13 protein-coding genes are annotated in these 16,590 nt (G+C 68.7%); 7 read left to right on the top strand and 6 right to left on the bottom strand.

The window, feature by feature from the left end; all coding sequences use genetic code 11:
• Positions 1 to 3 precede the first annotated feature (3 nt).
• The 4 genes from ACLJQ7_RS20135 to ACLJQ7_RS20150 form a co-directional block, all read right to left on the bottom strand.
• Positions 4 to 1,242: a PucR family transcriptional regulator gene (locus ACLJQ7_RS20135; protein ID WP_410649715.1), complete on the bottom strand. Its 1,239-nt coding sequence runs from the start codon at positions 1,240 to 1,242 to the stop codon at positions 4 to 6.
• A gap of 22 nt (positions 1,243 to 1,264) precedes the next feature.
• Positions 1,265 to 1,666 carry an STAS domain-containing protein gene (locus tag ACLJQ7_RS20140; protein WP_410649716.1) on the bottom strand — a complete coding sequence of 134 codons (402 nt, stop codon included), beginning with the start codon at positions 1,664 to 1,666 and terminating at the stop codon, positions 1,265 to 1,267.
• A 154-nt stretch (positions 1,667 to 1,820) separates the two neighbouring features.
• Positions 1,821 to 3,998 carry an ATP-binding protein gene (locus tag ACLJQ7_RS20145; protein ID WP_410649717.1) on the bottom strand — a complete coding sequence of 726 codons (2,178 nt, stop codon included), beginning with the start codon at positions 3,996 to 3,998 and terminating at the stop codon, positions 1,821 to 1,823.
• 192 nt (positions 3,999 to 4,190) lie between these two features.
• Positions 4,191 to 4,349 (bottom strand): hypothetical protein, encoded by a 159-nt coding sequence (locus tag ACLJQ7_RS20150; protein WP_410649718.1) that lies wholly within the window; start codon positions 4,347 to 4,349, stop codon positions 4,191 to 4,193.
• Between the two features lie 263 nt (positions 4,350 to 4,612).
• Between ACLJQ7_RS20150 and ACLJQ7_RS20155 the strand changes: the two genes are divergently transcribed.
• The gene (locus ACLJQ7_RS20155; protein WP_410649719.1) at positions 4,613 to 5,584 is read left to right on the top strand and encodes a hypothetical protein; all 972 of its coding nucleotides are present in this window, start codon (positions 4,613 to 4,615) and stop codon (positions 5,582 to 5,584) included.
• A gap of 76 nt (positions 5,585 to 5,660) precedes the next feature.
• Here ACLJQ7_RS20155 and ACLJQ7_RS20160 read toward each other — a convergent pair whose 3' ends face one another.
• Positions 5,661 to 8,027: a hypothetical protein gene (locus tag ACLJQ7_RS20160; protein WP_410649720.1), complete on the bottom strand. Its 2,367-nt coding sequence runs from the start codon at positions 8,025 to 8,027 to the stop codon at positions 5,661 to 5,663.
• 222 nt (positions 8,028 to 8,249) lie between these two features.
• Here ACLJQ7_RS20160 and ACLJQ7_RS20165 point away from each other — a divergent pair, with 222 nt between their 5' ends.
• Both ACLJQ7_RS20165 and shbA read left to right on the top strand, forming a co-directional pair.
• Entirely contained in the window at positions 8,250 to 8,684 is a 435-nt protein-coding gene (locus ACLJQ7_RS20165) for a hypothetical protein (protein ID WP_410649721.1), read from the top strand.
• Between the two features lie 4 nt (positions 8,685 to 8,688).
• On the top strand, positions 8,689 to 9,339 hold the full coding sequence (shbA, locus tag ACLJQ7_RS20170; RefSeq protein WP_410649722.1) for an RNA polymerase sigma factor ShbA: 651 nt from the start codon (positions 8,689 to 8,691) through the stop codon (positions 9,337 to 9,339).
• A 103-nt stretch (positions 9,340 to 9,442) separates the two neighbouring features.
• Here the strand turns inward: shbA and ACLJQ7_RS20175 are convergent, their stop codons facing one another.
• Entirely contained in the window at positions 9,443 to 10,378 is a 936-nt protein-coding gene (locus ACLJQ7_RS20175; RefSeq protein WP_410649723.1) for an SEFIR domain-containing protein, read from the bottom strand.
• A gap of 224 nt (positions 10,379 to 10,602) precedes the next feature.
• Here ACLJQ7_RS20175 and ACLJQ7_RS20180 point away from each other — a divergent pair, with 224 nt between their 5' ends.
• From ACLJQ7_RS20180 to ACLJQ7_RS20195, 4 genes are read left to right on the top strand one after another with little or no spacing between them, the layout of a single operon-like run.
• Complete coding sequence (locus tag ACLJQ7_RS20180; protein ID WP_410649724.1) at positions 10,603 to 11,196, top strand: toll/interleukin-1 receptor domain-containing protein; 594 nt, start codon at positions 10,603 to 10,605, stop codon at positions 11,194 to 11,196.
• 3 nt (positions 11,197 to 11,199) lie between these two features.
• Positions 11,200 to 12,831: a CATRA system-associated protein gene (locus ACLJQ7_RS20185; protein WP_410649725.1), complete on the top strand. Its 1,632-nt coding sequence runs from the start codon at positions 11,200 to 11,202 to the stop codon at positions 12,829 to 12,831.
• A gap of 24 nt (positions 12,832 to 12,855) precedes the next feature.
• Positions 12,856 to 13,482, top strand: a complete 627-nt coding sequence (locus ACLJQ7_RS20190; protein WP_410649726.1) for a hypothetical protein — start codon at positions 12,856 to 12,858, stop codon at positions 13,480 to 13,482.
• The gene (locus ACLJQ7_RS20195) at positions 13,482 to 16,568 is read left to right on the top strand and encodes an ATP-binding protein (protein WP_410649727.1); all 3,087 of its coding nucleotides are present in this window, start codon (positions 13,482 to 13,484) and stop codon (positions 16,566 to 16,568) included. The genes ACLJQ7_RS20190 and ACLJQ7_RS20195 overlap by 1 nt, the downstream gene beginning before the upstream one ends.
• Positions 16,569 to 16,590 lie beyond the last annotated feature (22 nt).

A 16,590-nucleotide genomic window follows, 5' to 3' on the forward strand; every position in this document is an offset into this window, starting at 1 on the left:
GAGTCACAACCGGGTCGCACGAGCGGCGAGCGCCGCGCTCACCAGTGCGACGTGTTCGAGCCGGGTGGGATCCAGTCCGGTGAGGTCGGCGACCCGGCGCAGACGGTAGTCGACCGTGTTGGGGTGGACGTGCAGGGCCGCGGCGGTCTGCCGGCGCCCTCCCCGGCGAAGGAAGGTCTCCAGCGTCTGCAGGAGTTCCTCGTTGCCGTCGAGCGGCGCCAGCCTGGCGGCCAACCGGTCGAGGGCGGGGCCGGGACGGGAGAGCTGGTATTCGAGCAGGACGTCGTCGAGCCGGTACAGCCCTGGTGGCCGTCCGGATCCGATGGCGACCGCGAGCACGTCCTGCGCCAGCCCGGCCGCGGCGGGCACTCCGGCCGGTTCGGCGGCGGCCGCCCCGGCGATGACTTCCGCGCCCGCCGTCCGGGCGACGTCGGCGAGGACGCGTTCCAGCCACGCCCAGTCGCGAGTCGTCAGGTCGCAGGCGGGGGTTTCGTGCGGTAGCAGGGCGATGCCGCCTTCAGGGGTGAGCGAGGTCAAGACGGTGCCCCGGATCTGGCGCTCCAGTTCGACCCGCAGCCGCCGGAGCTTCCGCCGCCCGGCGACCAGCGGGTCGACCCCGTCGACCTCCTCGTCCGGATGTGCCCCGACCGACGCCGCGAGCACGAGGTAGCACGGCGGCAGCCGCAGTCCGGCCTGTCCCGCCATGACCTCCGCGGGTTCGCCGTCGAGCAGCGCGGAAAGCACCGTGTGCCGCGCCGATCGCTCGTCGTCGAACATCGTCTGCCGCTCGTCGAGGTAGCCGGCGCCGACCGCGGGTGTGACGACCTCCAGGTAACGCAAGGTCAGCGCGTTGACGGCCAGGACGTCGGCGACCTCGTCCGGGCGAGCGTCGGGCGTCAGCGACGCCCAGACCACCTGGATGCCGATGTGGTACGCGGTGAGCACGATGTCGATCGGGATGCCCTCCTCCGCGCGCCGGGCCGCCGACTCACGGAGGAAGTCGAGCTCCGCCCGCGTCGGCGTGGACCCGGTGCGCAGAGTGTCGATGAACGAGCGCAGGTTCTGCTCGATCACCCGGGTGATGTCGCCGCTGAGTTCCTCGGCGGGCAGCAGACCGTATTCCGGGATCCGGGAGACGATCTCGGTGAGGACCGTCCGCGCGAGTGACGGCAGGGTTTCGGTCAGGCGTTCCGTCAGTGGACGGCCGCCGATACGGAAGCCCGGATCCTTGTCACTCGTCACAACCGCCCATCATGACAGCTGGTCAGCGAACGAGCATGTCCCGTGCCGAATCGAGGGTCGGGTGCACGGTGAACACGGCGTCGAGGCCGAGCAGCGCCATCGGACGCAGCAGGGCCCGTTCCCGGGTGACCAGGATGAACGGCACGCCGTCTTCGTCGGCCTTCGCCCTGATCTGGACGAGGACGGTGAAGCCGGACGAATCGCAGAAGCTGACCGCGGACAGGTCCGCGATCAGCGCCGACGGCTTGAAGCGGAGCTCCTCGTCCAGCGCCCGCCGCAGATCGTCCGAGACGCTGAGGTCGATTTCACCCGCTACGGCGACCACCGTGTCTTCGGCGGAAGCGGTGATCGAGATGTCGAGCGGGGACACGAACCTCCGCGTCGAACGCGCCGGATAAGAGGTAGGTGCGCGGTAATCGGTCAAGTTGACTCCTTGCCGGTTTGAGGGGGCCGGCTGCTGCCCGATGGGCATGCCGGACCCGGAAGAAGGACCCGGCGGCTGGTGTCTGAACCGCGACGGGTCAACCGTAGCAGCCTGGTGGCCCGGGACGCCGGGTGAGCGACGCCCCGGCCGGTCGTCACGCCCGTCGCGCCCGCGCTTCGCCGACCATGACCCGATCGAGGTCGGGATGGAGCTCGTCGGCCCGGTTCCACAGCTCGGCCGCCAGTTCGGCGGAGCCCTCAGCGGCCGCGACATTGCCGAGGCCGACGTAGGCGCGCGCGGTCTCGTACCGGCTCCCGCAGGCCTCGGCCCGGTCCGCGGCGGCACGATAGGCCGAGGCGGCGAGGTCGTGGCGCTCCGCGTTGAACCGGGCCCAGCCCACACAGTTGAGGGCCATCGCGGCGTCGAGGTCCAGGCCCAGTTCGTCGAAGACGGCCAACGTCCCGGTGGCGAGCGCGGCGGCTTCGGCGGCCTGCCCGAGCGCGGTCAGCACCAGCGCGATCCCGCGTTCGGTGATCGCGGCGTTGCGGCGGTTACCGCCACGGACGTAGGCCGCGTGCGCCTGCCGGAGATCCCGCAAGGCGCCTTCGTGGTCGCCCCGGTAGTGCTCGGTCCAGCCGCTGTGCGCGAGCGTGGTGGTTTCCCCGTGCCCGTCGCCGATCCGCCGGAACAGCGCGAGCGCTTCGCCGTAGCACGCCGAAGCCTCGTCCAGGTCGCCGCGATCGACATGCGCGACCCCGAGGTTGGCCGTGGTGGTGGCGAGCGCCCACAGGTTCCCGATCGCCTCCGCGGACGCGCGCGCCCATCGATGGGTTTCCAGCCAGGGATCCCAGAGTTTGGCCACGAAGAAGTAGTCGCGCAGGAAGAAGGCGAGCTGCCAGCAGCGCTCGTGCTCGCCGCGGTCCCGCGCGGCCCGGCAGAGGGCGACCAGACCGGGCCATTCGGCGCGGAACCAGGACATCGCCATCTCGCCGTCGTCCAGCCTGGCCGGTTCCGGAAGTCCCGGGCCGAAGTCGATTTCCGGTACGAAGCGGTGTGGCGTGAGTTCCTTGTCGGCCTGAGCGGCGGCCCGTACCGCGAAAGCGGCCAGCCTGCTGAATGCCTTCATTCCGTCCTCCGCGTCGGTGAGTACGAATTCGGTCGCGAATGCCCGCAGCAGGTCGTGGAATCCGTAGCGGCCGGCCTCCGGTTGAGTGAGCAGATGGGCTTCGTGCAAACGGTCCAGCAGCCGATCGGTCTCGCGGAACGAAAGTGAGCCCAGCGCGCTCGCGGTATGGATGTCGACGTCGGTACCGGGATGGACGGTGAGAAGCCCGAAAAGTCTCGACTCGGCGGCGCTGAGCTGATGGACGGACAACCGGAAGGCGGCGGCGAGCGAACGCTCACCGTCGTCCAGTTCGCCGAGGCGGGCCGTTTCGTCCGCCAGCCGCCGGTCGAGTTCCGTGACGTCCCACGCCGGATGCGCGCGAAGCCGCGCCGCGGCGATCCGGATGGCGAGGGGGAGACGGGCGCACCGCCGGACCGCCCGGGTGACGGCGGTTCCGGGGGGAACACCGGTGAGCGTGGTGAAAAGCTCGACCGCCGCGTCGAGCGGCAGCATATCCAGCGAGACGTGCGCGGCGTCGTCGAGCGCGCTCAGCCTGGACCTGCTGGTGATCAGCACACGGCATTTCGGCTCGGCGGGCAGCAGCGGGCGCACCTGGGCCGCGCTGGCCGCGTTGTCGAGCACCAGCAACAGACTGCGGCCGCGAAGACGGGACCGGTACAGCGCCGCGCGATCGGCGGGGTCGGCGGGGACCCGATCCGCGGGAACACCCAGCACGCGCAACAACCTGTCGTGCACCGCGGCGGGCTCGCCGGATTCGTCGCGCAGGTCGATGAACAGGCAGCCGTCGGCGAATCCGGATTCCAGCCGGTGGGCGCACCGCACCGCGAGTTCCGTCTTGCCGACCCCGCCCATGCCGGACACGACGCAGACACCCCCGTCGGCTTCGAGCGCCGTGCGGATCGCCCGCAACTCGCCTGACCGGCCGGTGAAGGAGGACGTCGCCGGCGGCAGACCGGACGGGCGGACGTCCGGCCGGGTCCTGCGCCGCGCGGGTTCGCCGGGCAGCAGCGGTTTCAGTTCTCCCTCCGCGCCGAGTTCGGTTTCGCACAAAGCGGCGAGTGCCGCGTTCGGCGCGGAAAGACCGGTCTCGACTTTGCTGAGGTAACCCTTGCTGTAGTGGGTGCGAGCGGCGAGTTCGGTGAGCGAAAGGCCTGCCGTTTTGCGGCGGCGTCTCAGCTCCGCTCCGAATGTGGCTCTCTCGTTCATCGGCCCCCACCCTCGTCGGAGGATCAGTATGGCCGTGTGGACGGTCTTTCGGCAGCGGCCTTCGCCCGGCGGCCGGATCCGCGGATCCGGCCGCCGGACGCGTGGGCATCTCATGTCGTCGATCACCCGTGTCCTCAGCCGGACACGAGGCCGAGCAGGGCCAGGATCAGGTCGATGGCGTGGGTCTGCATGTCAGTCCACCTCCTTTCCGTGGGTGGCGACCGCGGGTGAGACCGGGTTCGCGGGCGCGGTTCCCCCTGCGCTGCCGAGCGCCACCCCCATGACGAGCGCGACCACCCACAGCCAGAAAGCCAGCCGTAAGAGCAGCGAAAACGAGCACATGACCTTCATTCCGACTCCTTCGGTGTGCGCGTCCGGGCAGCACTCGACAACGCGGGAAAACCGCTGGTTGGGGTGTTATTCGCCGCTAATTGGGGCGGCTCACCAAGAATGCGTCGCCGGTCTGTGAGCGACAAGGAGTTTCCTGTTTCCCGTATGAGCGGGAAAGGAAAACCCAAAATAACGATCGGCGCCGCACGACCGCGATCGGCTGGACACGGGCCGCCGGGCTGACGACTATTGACGACCGTGCTCGAACCACTCGGGGAGGACTGGTGACCGTCAGCGCTGCGGACCTGGCCGTCGAATTGAAGTTGCTTCGGCGGGGCAGGGGAATTGCGGCACCTCAGCTCGCCGAACGAGCCGGCCCCGCGTTGCGCGCGGTCTGCGGTGCGTCCCGAGGCGACGGGAACGCGGCGATCCGGCGGACACTGGGCGAGAGCCTGTCCGGGTGGGCGCGTTCGCTGCCCGAGGACCTGTGCACCTCCGTGCTGGCCGCGCTCGGGCTGCACCCGGAGGCGGCGCACCCCTTCTATCAGGATCGGGTGCGCTGGCTGGCCAGGCATCTGCAACGCGACGAGCGGACGGCCCGCCGCCGGATCGACGAAGGCATCGATCGGCTCGCCGAGGTCGCCGTGGCGTCCACAAGCGAATCCGGCGAGTGCGAAGCGGCAGAGCCCAGCAGAAGGTGGCACACGGAGGAACTGCGCGTGGCGGTGGCGCTGGACCAGCCGGTTCCGGAGGTCCTGGAATCCCGCCGGATCGTCGCGGACGCCGACGACATCTCCGAGCTGGATCTCGCGCTGACCCTGACCGACTCCGTCTACCGGGGTGAGGCCATCGGCAGCGACGATCTCCGTGTGGACGTGTTCCACGGTGGACGGCTGACCGGCCGGATGATGGAATCCACCGATCGCGTCGGGCTGGCGTTACGGCTGCCCAAACCGCTCAAACGGTCGAGCAGGCACGAAATCGCCTTGCGGTTCCGCGCGGAATTCAGGCACCCGCATTTCGTCTGCGTTCCCCGGCATCCGGTCGACCTGTTCGATCTGCACGTCCGGTTCGCCCTGCCGATCCCGGTGGAGGTCGTGCAGCTCGAACGCGTCTTCCAGGACGACGCGAGTGACGAGGCGGCGCGCGGATTCACGTTGACGCCGGACGCCTCCGGCGAGATCCACGTCCAGTTCCGGAAGCTGACACCGGGTTTCGCGTACGGGGTGCGCTGGAGGCCGTCGAGCGGTGCGTGAGTTCGTCCGTGTCCCTCACGGTGACCAGTGGGCCGACCACAACACGGCATCTTGCCTTGACCTTGAAGGGAAACCGTCACTCACGGCACGGCCGTCCTGCCCCGCAACATCCGTCTCGCCCGCTGAAGACCAGCGCGAGACCGAGGTCGAGCCTGCTCTCCAGGGTTTCCGGATGGCGCGTGCCCAGTAGCCGGATCTGTGGCTGGAGGATCTCTTCGAGCAGTTCGGCTTGACGGCCGAATGCGCGCAGGTGCCCGTGTGCCAGGGCCATACCGTGCCTGATCCGGTACCGCAGCCGGTGATCACCGCCGAAAACGCGGAGCACGGTCCGCTCTGTCTCGCTCAGCGCGCGCAAGGCCCGCTCCGGCTCTCCCGGCAGCAGCGCACGATCGGCCATGGCCGTGGCGGTCAAGGCCACCGCGCTTTCGGGTCCATGGCGTTGTCCGTACCCGTCCGCGAGCTCGCGGAGTGCGGCGCGGTCCGCGTCAAGGTCTCGCAGGTCGAGGGTGACTGTCGCCTCCGCCCACAGCAATTCGGCCTCAGCGCATCGAAAGTGCCGCGTCCGGCCGACGGCGTGGAAGGCCGCGATCACCTCCGCCGCGACCTCGCGTGCCTGCCGCGTCCGGCCGTCGAGCAGCAAGGCGCGCGTGTATTCCAGCAGTGCCGACGGCAGGAGCTCTTCGCGCGATGGCCCGTCCGGCAAGGCATGGAGTTCCGGCAGGATCGCGGTGAGAGACGTGATGGCCTCACTGGGGCGCCCGCGCAAGCGCATCGCCTGTGCGCTCGCCACGACCGCCGGCAACCGGGTTTCGCCCTGGCCGGGGGAGTTGTGCCAGAACATTCGCTCGCCGGCGTCGTAGTCTCCCTGGCAGTCGAATGCCTGCGCGGCGATCAGCCTGGCCGCAGTCCGCTCGTCGTCGTCGTTCGCCGACAGCAGCGCGCGCCGGGCATGCCGCACAGCCTCCGGATACAGCCCGCAGGCGATCTCCACCCGCGCCGCCGCCGCGAAGTCCGTGCTCGCCGCTCCCGCGGTGGTCAAGATCATCGCGTGGATCTCGCCGGCCGCGACGAAATCCCGGTGCCGCTCGTGCGCGGCCGCGCACGGGCGCAGCAGCCGGATCCGGTACGCCGCGGTCGTGTGCTCGGCGAGGGAACGGGCGTGCTGGAGGAGGAGGTCCCGGTATCCGGCGTGGTCGTCGGAAAGCAGTTCCAGCAAGGATTCCGCCGCGGATTCCGGCAGGTTCGCCGGAGCGAGCCCGGCACCGGCGACCTCTGTCACCAGTGGTTGCAACCGCAGCCCACCGTCCACAAGGGACGCAAGGCCCCACGTCAGCAATTCGTCGACGGCTTCCGGAAAACCGTGTCCGGCACCGAGAACATCACGGGCGATGCCGAGCGGAAAGGGGACCGGCGCCAGTAGTCCGGCCAACCGGACGATCCCGGCGGCGACCGGCCCGCGGCCCGCGAGCAGGACACGGATCGCCGGCGGCGCGGTGTCCGGACCGGAGACGGCGCCCGGGATAGCGTGGGCGCGCACCGGGAGCGGATGCCCGTCGCAGTGCTCGACGAGCCGAAGCACCGCTTGTCGTTCGGCGTCGTCAGCCGGCGCGCGGTGTTCCGCGAACAGCCTGAGACCTTCGGCCGGCGACAACCCGGCGAGGTCCAGCGTCTCGACGTCCCACGGAGACCGCCCTGGCCGGCAGGTGAGCACCGTGGACACTTCGGGCGTGGGAAGCAGCAGCCGGTCAAGGACGTCCGGTGGGAGCCCTGCGGGTACGTCGTCGATGAGGACGAGAACGCGGCGACCGGCGGCCCCGATCCGCTCGGCGACGTGGGCGCGCAGCCGGTCGAAGTCCATTCCCGCCATTTCGGCGCCCAGCCGATCCCCGGCCGCGCGGGCCAACGCGAGGTGGAACTGGGACAGGACCTCCTCCGGCGCGTGATGCCCGAACGGGCCCAGTCGCAGCACGCCACCGTCGAAGGCGTCCTGGAAGAGGTCGGCGTACCGCTCGGCCAACGCGGTCTTGCCGACGCCCGGTAGCCCGCGCACCACCAGGACCGGCCGTAAACGGAGGCCATGATGGATCGCCGACAGTTCCCGATACCGGCCGATCACCCGGTTCCCGGTGCCGGGCGCACTTCGGGTGTCTGTGACCTTGCGCAGGACGAGTTCGACGAGAGCCGCCGAATTCCGTGGATCTTCGTATTCGCCGCCGGTCTCCGGATCGAGGACGTGCGCACGGCCAGGCCGCGAGTAATGAACGAGCACGACACGGGAATTCGCGAGCGCGTCGGCGAGTTCGCGGGTGACCACGCCGACGACCGTGTCACGGAGAACGCGGAGCCCGGCGTCGCGAAGCGCCGCTTCGACCTCGCCCATCCGCGCGACGCCGTCAGGATCCGCCGCGGTGAAACACAACAGGACATCGAAACGATCCATCATCAGCGCTCGCTCCCAGAGCTCGTACCGGTTCGCCAGCGCAGGGATCGATCCAGGGAACGGTTTCGCTACCGCTGAACACGCGGCCGGGAAAACTGTCCTTGATCTGCCCGCTTTCCGTATCGGGGCAACGGACAAAACGAGGACAAGAAACCCCGTTCCGCAACACCGCAGCCGCGCTTCCCGATTATCGGGCATTCGGACCGTGAACGCCCGGGAGAGAGCATGGGAATCGCCACTGACACCACCACCGAGGGGAACGGCACGGCCGGTGCCCTGATCGTCCTCGTGATCGCCGTTCTGTACCTGGGTTACCTCGCCTACAAGAGACACGGGTTCCGGCCGCGGCGCGTGGAAACGGCACTGAGCGGGCAGCGGTTGCGCCAGGTCTTCAAGAAGAAGATCGCGGGGCGGGGCTGGTCCGTGGCGGACGACGGCAATCCGATGATCGCCCGATCCGCGGAGTCCGGCGGGGTCCGGCAGGGGATCTCCCTCGAGATCTCCGAGGCGGGCGGGCGCACGGTCGGTGAGCTGGCCGCGATCCTCCACAAGAAGAAGCTCTTCGGTGACACGGCGAAGGCGTACAGCCTGCGGTGGCGGATGAACGCCTTTCTCGCGCAGGTCCGCCGGCTCGACTCCACCGCGAAAGTGATGGGCTGAACCGATGCCGACCCTCGACACCTGTCCGATCGACGGCGAACTCCGGGGCTACCGCGCGCTGGGAACCCTGCCGCGCCCGTCGGGCCGTCTGACCAAAGAGGCGCTCGAACCGCTCGTCGCGGCGGCGAAGGCCGGCGACCAGGACGCGGTGGACGCGCTGCTGGCTGTCGTGAAGCCGATGCTGGTGCGCTATTGCCGCGCGCGGATGGGCGGCCGCGACCTCTCCTACCTGTCGGCCGACGACGTCGCGCAGGAAGTCTGCCTCGCGGTCTTCACCATGCTGCCGGCATACGAAGATCGAGGCGGCTCGTTCCTCTATCTCGTGTGGGCGATCGCGGCCAACAAGGTGGCCGACGCCTTCCGGGTGGTGTCCCGCGACCGATCCGACCCCGTGCCCGAACTGCCGGAGGCCGGATCGGTCCGCAACGAGCCGGAGTGTCACCTGCTCTCCGTCGACCTCGGCGCGCGGCTGGGGAGGCTCGTCGCCGGGCTCCCGAAGCTGCAGCGAGAGGTGCTCACCCTGCGGATCGTCGTCGGGCTGACCGCCACCGAGACCGCCGCGGCGCTCGGGCTGACGCCGGGGAACGTGCGGGTCAAACAGCACCGGGCGTTGGTGAAGCTCCGCGAACTGGTGAAGGAGGAGGACTTCTCTTGAGGGGGCGGGCCGGCCGCGACGCGCGTGTTGCGAAAGCCACTTTCGCAACGTTGAAGGTTGCGAAAGTGGCTTTCGCAACGTCGTGGGAAGCCGCCCTCGCCGGCTACTCCACGGCGGGGTCGCCCCACGCCAGTTCCGGGAGCCACCTGCTCTCCGTCGTACCCGGACGGTGGAACTCCAGCCGGAGCGTCAGGACGCCGGTGACGTCGAGGTCGATCTCCGCCGGTTTCCCCAGTGCCACCTTGACTTCGGGTGACGGTCTCCCGTCGAGGAGTACGCGGAAGTGCCCGACCTGGAAGGGTTCGGCCGCGTCGTCGAGGACACCGGCCACGGCGGTCAGCCTTCGGTAGGTCATTCCGAGACCCACTTCGACGAAGGCGAGCCGCTCGGCCGCGCGCAGGACGATGCTGTCCGAATAGTGCACGTCGCCGATCCGCGCGCCTTCCGTGCGGACGCCGCTGCTGCACGCGCGCCATTCCAGGCCGGTCGCCAGCGACGTCCGGCCGGGTCCGGCCCCGCACAGCGCGCCACCACGCCATCGGCCGCGCTCGGGCCGCTGGTGCCGGGCCCTGCCGGTGATCGCGGTCAGCAGATCCTCGACGCCCTCCTCCGTGAACACCTCGACCGGGTATCTCGTGGTCGAGTGCGGGTTGAGGAAGTTCGGGATGTCGTCGACCGACTGCCCGGAGAACACGACCGGGAGGATCCGCTTGATCTCGCCGCCGAGGTTCCTGGTCATCCGGTCGCGGATCCGCGCCGCCTCGAACTGGGACCCGCGGCCTTCGTCGAACGCCGCCCTTCCCTCGGCGCGGCGTTTGTAGTCCGGCGAAGCGATGACGACCACGAAATCCGCCGTGTCGAGGTGGTCCAACGCCCACAATGACCAGTCGCGGCGTTCGGCGTCGTCCCATTGATCGAGATGTACTTCGAGGCCGATCCGGCCGTGCAGGAATTCCGCGAAGAGGCGGACCCGTTCCTTGTGCTCCGGTGAATCGTGTGCGTAAGTGACGAACACGTGCGGCGGCTCGTTGACGGCCATCGAAACTCCTGTCGGACGAAGGGAACCCGGCCCGCCGGGTGGTCGCATTCTCGACGATCCCCAGACCGCGGTGCACCCATTGTCGCTCGCTTGTCATCTTTCTGTCGTTTTCGGGCTCGCGCACGCTTCCGTGTCCAGTTTTTGTCGTGTTTTTGTACCTTTTTCGAAGGTGTCGTGGACCCCTACGATCGGTGCTGTCAAACGGATCGGGGTGCGAAGGGGCGATGGCGCTCGTGTACGAGTACGACGTGTTCATCAGCTATCGCCGAGGTGGAGGCGACGCCCCGGACTGGGTGCGGAATCACTTCCATCCTCGGTTGCGGCGACTTCTGGACGACAATGTCGACTATGACGTCAAGATATTTCTGGAGGACGGTGTTCCGGTCGGCGGAAAGTGGCCTCAGGAGGTTCGTGACGCGTTACAGCGCGCCCGGATCCTGATCCCGGTCTGTTCCCCGAAGTACTTTCACGACGAGTGGTGTCTGGCCGAATGGCACACCATGGCGAAGCGAGAGGAAATCGTCGCCGGCGGCTCGGCGAAACCCGGCCGGTTGATCTACCCGGTGATCTTCAGTGACTCGGAGTACTACCCCAGCTACGCCCACGAACGTCGTATGCACAGTTTCCGGGACTGGAACAAGCCACATCCGCAGTACCAGAACACCCCGGAGTACCTCGACTTCGATCGTGAGCTGGCGCTGATGGTCCAGGACCTGGTGGAGGTCATCGCGCAGGCGCCGCCATGGTCTCCCGAGTGGCCGGTCGAAACGCCGCCACCACCCGGCCCGCCCAGGCCGTCGAAGCTGCCGAGGTTCTGACCCATGCCGGGAACCGTGGTCACCTTCTACTCCTACAAGGGCGGTGTCGGGCGGAGCTTCACCCTGGCCAACATCGCCGTTCTACTGGCACGCTGGGGAAAACGGGTGTTGTGTTTGGACTGGGACCTCGAAGCGCCCGGGCTGGACACCTACTTCCGGCCGATGATGAGCGCGCCCCCGAGTGGTGGCGTCGTGGACCTGATCGACGACTTCCGCGAGGGCAGGCTCCGACCCGGCGCGCATACGACGCGGCTGACCGGAAAGGTGACGCTCGACGTCATCACCGCCGGCCGGGCGGACGACGCCTACGTCCGGCGGGTACAGGACCTCGACTGGGAAGCCTTGTACGAACAGGGTTTCGGTGACTACCTCGAATTGTGCCGGGAACAGTGGACGGCGGCTTACGACTACGTCCTCATCGACAGCCGCACCGGGATCTCCGATATCGGCGGCATCTGCACCGCCCATCTGCCGGACCGGCTCGTCGTCCTCTTCACGGCGAACGTGCAGAGCATGAAGGGCGCGGTCGAGATCGCCGACCGGGCCAACGCCGCCCGCGACCGCATGCCCTACGACCGCCCGCAGCTGACCGTCCTCCCGGTGCTGTCCAGATTCGACGCCCGCGAGGAGTACGCCCGCTCGGAGGAGTGGCGCCGCATCTGTCTCGAAGAGACCAAGGACCTGTTCCGCAGCTGGCTCGACCGCGACGTTTCGCCCGACGTGATGTCCCGTCATCTGACGTTGCCGTATGTCTCCTTCTGGACCTTCGGCGAGCAGCTTCCGGTGATGACGGAGCTCAGCCCGGCCCCCGACCAGATCAGTTTCGCGCTGGAGACGGTCGCCGCGGTCGTCGCGCACGACTTCGACCGGACCGACCTGCTCGCGGAGAACCGGGACGCCTACGTCGCCGGGGTCCGCGCCGAGAAGCGGACCTTCGCCCACGACGTCCGGGTCAGCACGACCAGGCCGACGATGCGGCTCGCCGAGGAACTCATGAAGTACCTGGTGGAGCTCGGCGTCCGGCCGGTGCTGTCGTTCTCCGGAGAACGGTCGATGCTCGAAAAGACCGAGGACGACGCGAAACATCTGTGCCTGATCGTCGACCGGGAGGTGAGCCGGTGGCAGTCGGCCGAGGTCGAGCTGTTCGTGCACCGGACGCTCGGCCAGGATCGTCGCGTCGTCCCGGTGCTCACCGAGGAGACCAAGCCGAACACCCTGCCGGGTTACGTCGGCAATCTGCGGCATCTCCAGTTCGGCCCGTCCCGCGGGCCGATGGAGATCGCCAAGAGCCTGGTGGACCAGCTCACGGGAACGACGGCCCTCGTCGACCCGGGTGAGCTCGACGTGGCGGGCGTGCTCCGGCAGGCCACGCACGCCCGGCTGCGCCCGCTGATGTGGGGACTGGTGGACGAGATCGTCGCCGAGCTGCAGATCGCGATCGGCGCGGGGGACCGGGAGCGGGTACAGGACCTCGCCCAGGAACTCATGTCGGTGACGCGGACCCGCACGACCGAAACGAATCCGGAACGCCGCGTGCTCGCGCCGCCCGAAACCCGCACGGCGATCGAGTGGGCCGTGCGGACCTCGGAGGCCAGGGTGACAAGCCAAGGATTCAGCGGATTCCTCGATCAATAGCAACCAGGTACGGAAGGATCACGGATGACGGATCGATTGGGACAGAAGCAGACCGCGGCGATGCTCGCGTTGATGGTGGTCGCCCGCGAGGTGTCGAACCCGGAGCTGCGCGAGATCGTGGGCTTCGCCCTCGACGGCAAGGAACGCCGTCAGCTCAACGGCCTCGACCTGGTGGTCAGCGAACAGCGCGGCCGGCCCTATTTCCATGAGCTGACCGAGCGCGGCTGGGCCTGGTGCGAGGAGGAGCTGAGCGCGGGAGAGGCACCCTCGCCCCGGACCAGCCTGGGCAGCGCCCTGTACGTCGTGCTCGGCGGGCTCGGCAGACATCTCCGGCGGGAGAAGCTCCGGCTCGCCGACCTGTTCATGCCCGACGTCGAGGTGACGGCGGAGGAGATAGAGACGCGGATCCGGATCGCCTACCGCAAGTTGTCCGACGCTCCCCGCGACTGGGTCGGGCTGGTAGATCTGCGGCCGATGCTCGGTGAAGCGTCCAGTGTGGACGTGGACGCGGTCTTGAAGGAACTCAGCCGCTCCGGGCAGATCCGTCTTGTCCCGGAGTCGAACCGCAAGACACTCACCGCCGCCGCTCACGCCGCAGCCGTTCGTATCGGCGGTGAGGACAACCATCTGCTCTCGATCGAGGAGCCGTGATGGATCCCCAGGCGGCGCTCGCGGCCCTGCGCTTCGACTGGGCCGATACACCCGATCACGTGTGGCGTGACTCGCCGTATCACGTCGACGGCCTGCACACCGGCGTCCTGACACAGGTCAGCGCGGGGATCAAGGAGGCCGTCTCCAGCGACGGCCCCAGCCCGATGGGACTGGTCCTCCAAGGGAAGAAGGGTGTGGGCAAGACCCACTTGCTCGGCCTCGTCCGGAAACAGGCCCACGGTGCCCGCGGCTACTTCTTCCTCAACGACCTCACGGCGGGCGACGCGTTCTGGGAGAACACCGCGGAGGCGATGCGCCGGGGTCTGTCGCGGCTCGACGGCTCCGGCTTCCCTCAGCTCACGAGCTTTCTCCGTCGTGTGTGCCTCCGCGCGAGCATCGACGCGAAAGTCACCAAGAAGATTCTGGGCGAGCGTGGCCTGTCGAAGGGCGACGTCGACACGTTCGTCGACGGCCTGCGCGCCTTCGATCGGGACGTCGCCAGGGAATGCGCCGACACGGCACGGGCGCTGGTTCTCTACGCGAGCGAGGATCCGCGCAAGAACTACGTCGGGGACGACTACCTCGGCGTGTTCCCGGAGTCGAAGTCCGGGGACCGTCGCAAATGGGGGATCCGGTCGGATCCCAAGTCCGCGAAGACCCAGGTCAGGAACATCACGCGGTTGCTCGCGCTCACCGGCCCGATCGTGATCGCCGTCGATCAGCTCGACACCTTGGTGGCTCGCTCCTCGGTGGCCACCGAGCAGGTGCGCGGCAACGCCGAGGAGGACCTGCTCGTAGCGCAGATCGCGGACGGACTCATGGGTCTGCGGGAAGCGACCCGGCGGACCATGACGGTGCTCGCCTGCCTGCCCGGAACCTGGGAGTTGCTCAAGAGGAAGGCCACCGACACGGTTCCGGACCGCTTTCGTGAAGCCGAGTTCCTCGGCCGGGTCACGGATGCGGAAATTGGCAGGGCGCTGGTAGAGAAGCGGCTCGGAGTCGCGTACGAGGCGATGAAGTTCGTGCCGCCCCACCCCACTTGGCCGGTGTCACCGGTCGCGTTCGACGGCGTCTGGGAGGAGATGTCACCGCGAGACGTCCTGAAACGGATCGTCGCGCACATCGATTCCTGTGTGCGTGCAGGCCGGATCACCGAACTGACCACGTTCGACGAACGTGGCGCGCGGTCGGTCGTGCCGCCGCGGCCGGCGATGGCCGCCGATCGGTTCGTGGAACTGGACAAGCGATTCGAGGAGCATCGCTCGGATGCCGACCCGTCGGCACTGCTGGATCCGAAGGTCGAGGACAAGGTGATGCCCCGGCTTCTGTCCGCCGCGCTCCGGGGATGGATCACCGAGGTGGGTGACGACAACATGGAATGGGTCCACGGGGCGAAGAGCGATCGGAACGAGTTGCATGCCTGGCTCACCCGGACGTTGGACGAGGCGTCGGATCTGGAAGAGCACTGGGCGTTCCGGGCGATCGCGGCGTCGCACCCCATCGCTGCGCTGCACCGGTTCCGCAAGGCGCGGTCGGCGGCCGGAGTCCGGAAGGGCGCGGAAAATCGCCATCTTGTCCTGATTCGCAACCTGGATTGGTCGAGGGGAGACAAGACCCAAGAGGAGCTTGAAGAGTTCAAGAAGGATGGTGGCGAGTCACGCCGCTTGTCCGATGAGGACATCCGCACGTTTTGGGCGCTGGACAAGATGTTCGCCGAGGGCAGCCGGGAACTGCACGAGTGGCTGGTCGACCGGCGCCCCGCCGGCCGGTCGGAACTCCTGGCGGAAGTCCTGCCGGAGCCCCTTCCGCGCTCCGCGTCCGGATCCGGTGAGGCACACGCGGAGGCCGTCGAAGGCGAGATCACGCTGGGCGCCGTGACCGGCAGCGGGAAATCGCTCCGGATCGAACTGGCGGCGTTGCGCAAGCACGCCGCGGTGTTCGCCGGTTCGGGTTCCGGGAAGACGGTGCTGCTGCGGCGGATCGTGGAGGAATGCGCGCTGCAGGGCGTTTCGGCGATCGTGCTGGATCCGAACAACGACCTCGCCCGGCTCGGCGACGCCTGGCCGGAGCCGCCCGAGGCGTGGGGAGCGGACGACGCCGAGCTCGCCAAGCGGTATCTGGCCGAGACCGACATCGTCGTGTGGACGCCGGGACGAGCGGGCGGGCGGCCGCTCGCGTTCCAGCCGTTGCCCGATTTCGCCGGTGTCCTCGACGACGAGGACGAGTTCAACGCGGCCGTCGAGGTCGCGGTGGCGACCCTCGCTCCCCAGGTGAAGCTGACCGGCGGCACGGCGAAGACCACCCTCGGGCTCGCGGTGCTGCGGCAGGCCGTCGTGCACCACGCCCGTACCGGGTCACGGAGCCTGCCCGAACTCATCGAGGTGCTCGAAGACCTGCCCGACGGGGTGAGCACCTTGAACGGCGGGAGGAGGCGGGCGGCCGAGCTGGCCGAGCTGCTGAAGGCCTCGATGGTCAACGATCCACTGCTGGCGGGCGGCGGCGATCCCGTCGACCCGGCGCTCCTGCTCGCTCCCGGGGAAGGCAAGCGAGCGAGGGTTTCGGTGATCAGTTTCGTCGGGCTGCCTTCGGAAAAACAGCGGCAGAACTTCGTCAACCAGCTCCAGATGGAGCTTTTCGCCTGGGCCAAGCGGAATCCGGCGGGTGACCGGCCACTCGGCGCCCTCTTCGTCATGGACGAGGCGCAGATGCTCGCCGCGTCGGGGACGCTCACCGCGAGCACCCGCAGCACCATCGTGCTCGCCTCGCAGGCCCGGAAGTACGGCCTGGGGCTGCTGTTCGCCACCCAGGCGCCCAAGGGACTGCACAACCAGGTCGTCGGCAACGCGATGACGCAGTTCTTCGGCAGGCTCAACAGCCCGGCCCAGATCGCCGCCGCCAACGAACTCGCCAGGGCCAAGGGCAGCCCCGTCGACGACATCTCGCGGCTGGAACGCGCCCAGTTCTACGTGTCGGGGGAGGCGTTCGGCTTCCAGCGGGTGACCACTCCGCTGTGCCTCACCCACCATCCGGCCAGTCCGCTCAGCGTCGAGGAGGTGCTCGCCCGCGCCCGCCGCGAAGCCGGGTGAAACCACCGCCGTACGCATCGTC

Source organism: Amycolatopsis sp. cmx-4-54 (assembly GCF_046548895.1).
In the GTDB taxonomy this organism is placed as follows: domain Bacteria; phylum Actinomycetota; class Actinomycetes; order Mycobacteriales; family Pseudonocardiaceae; genus Amycolatopsis.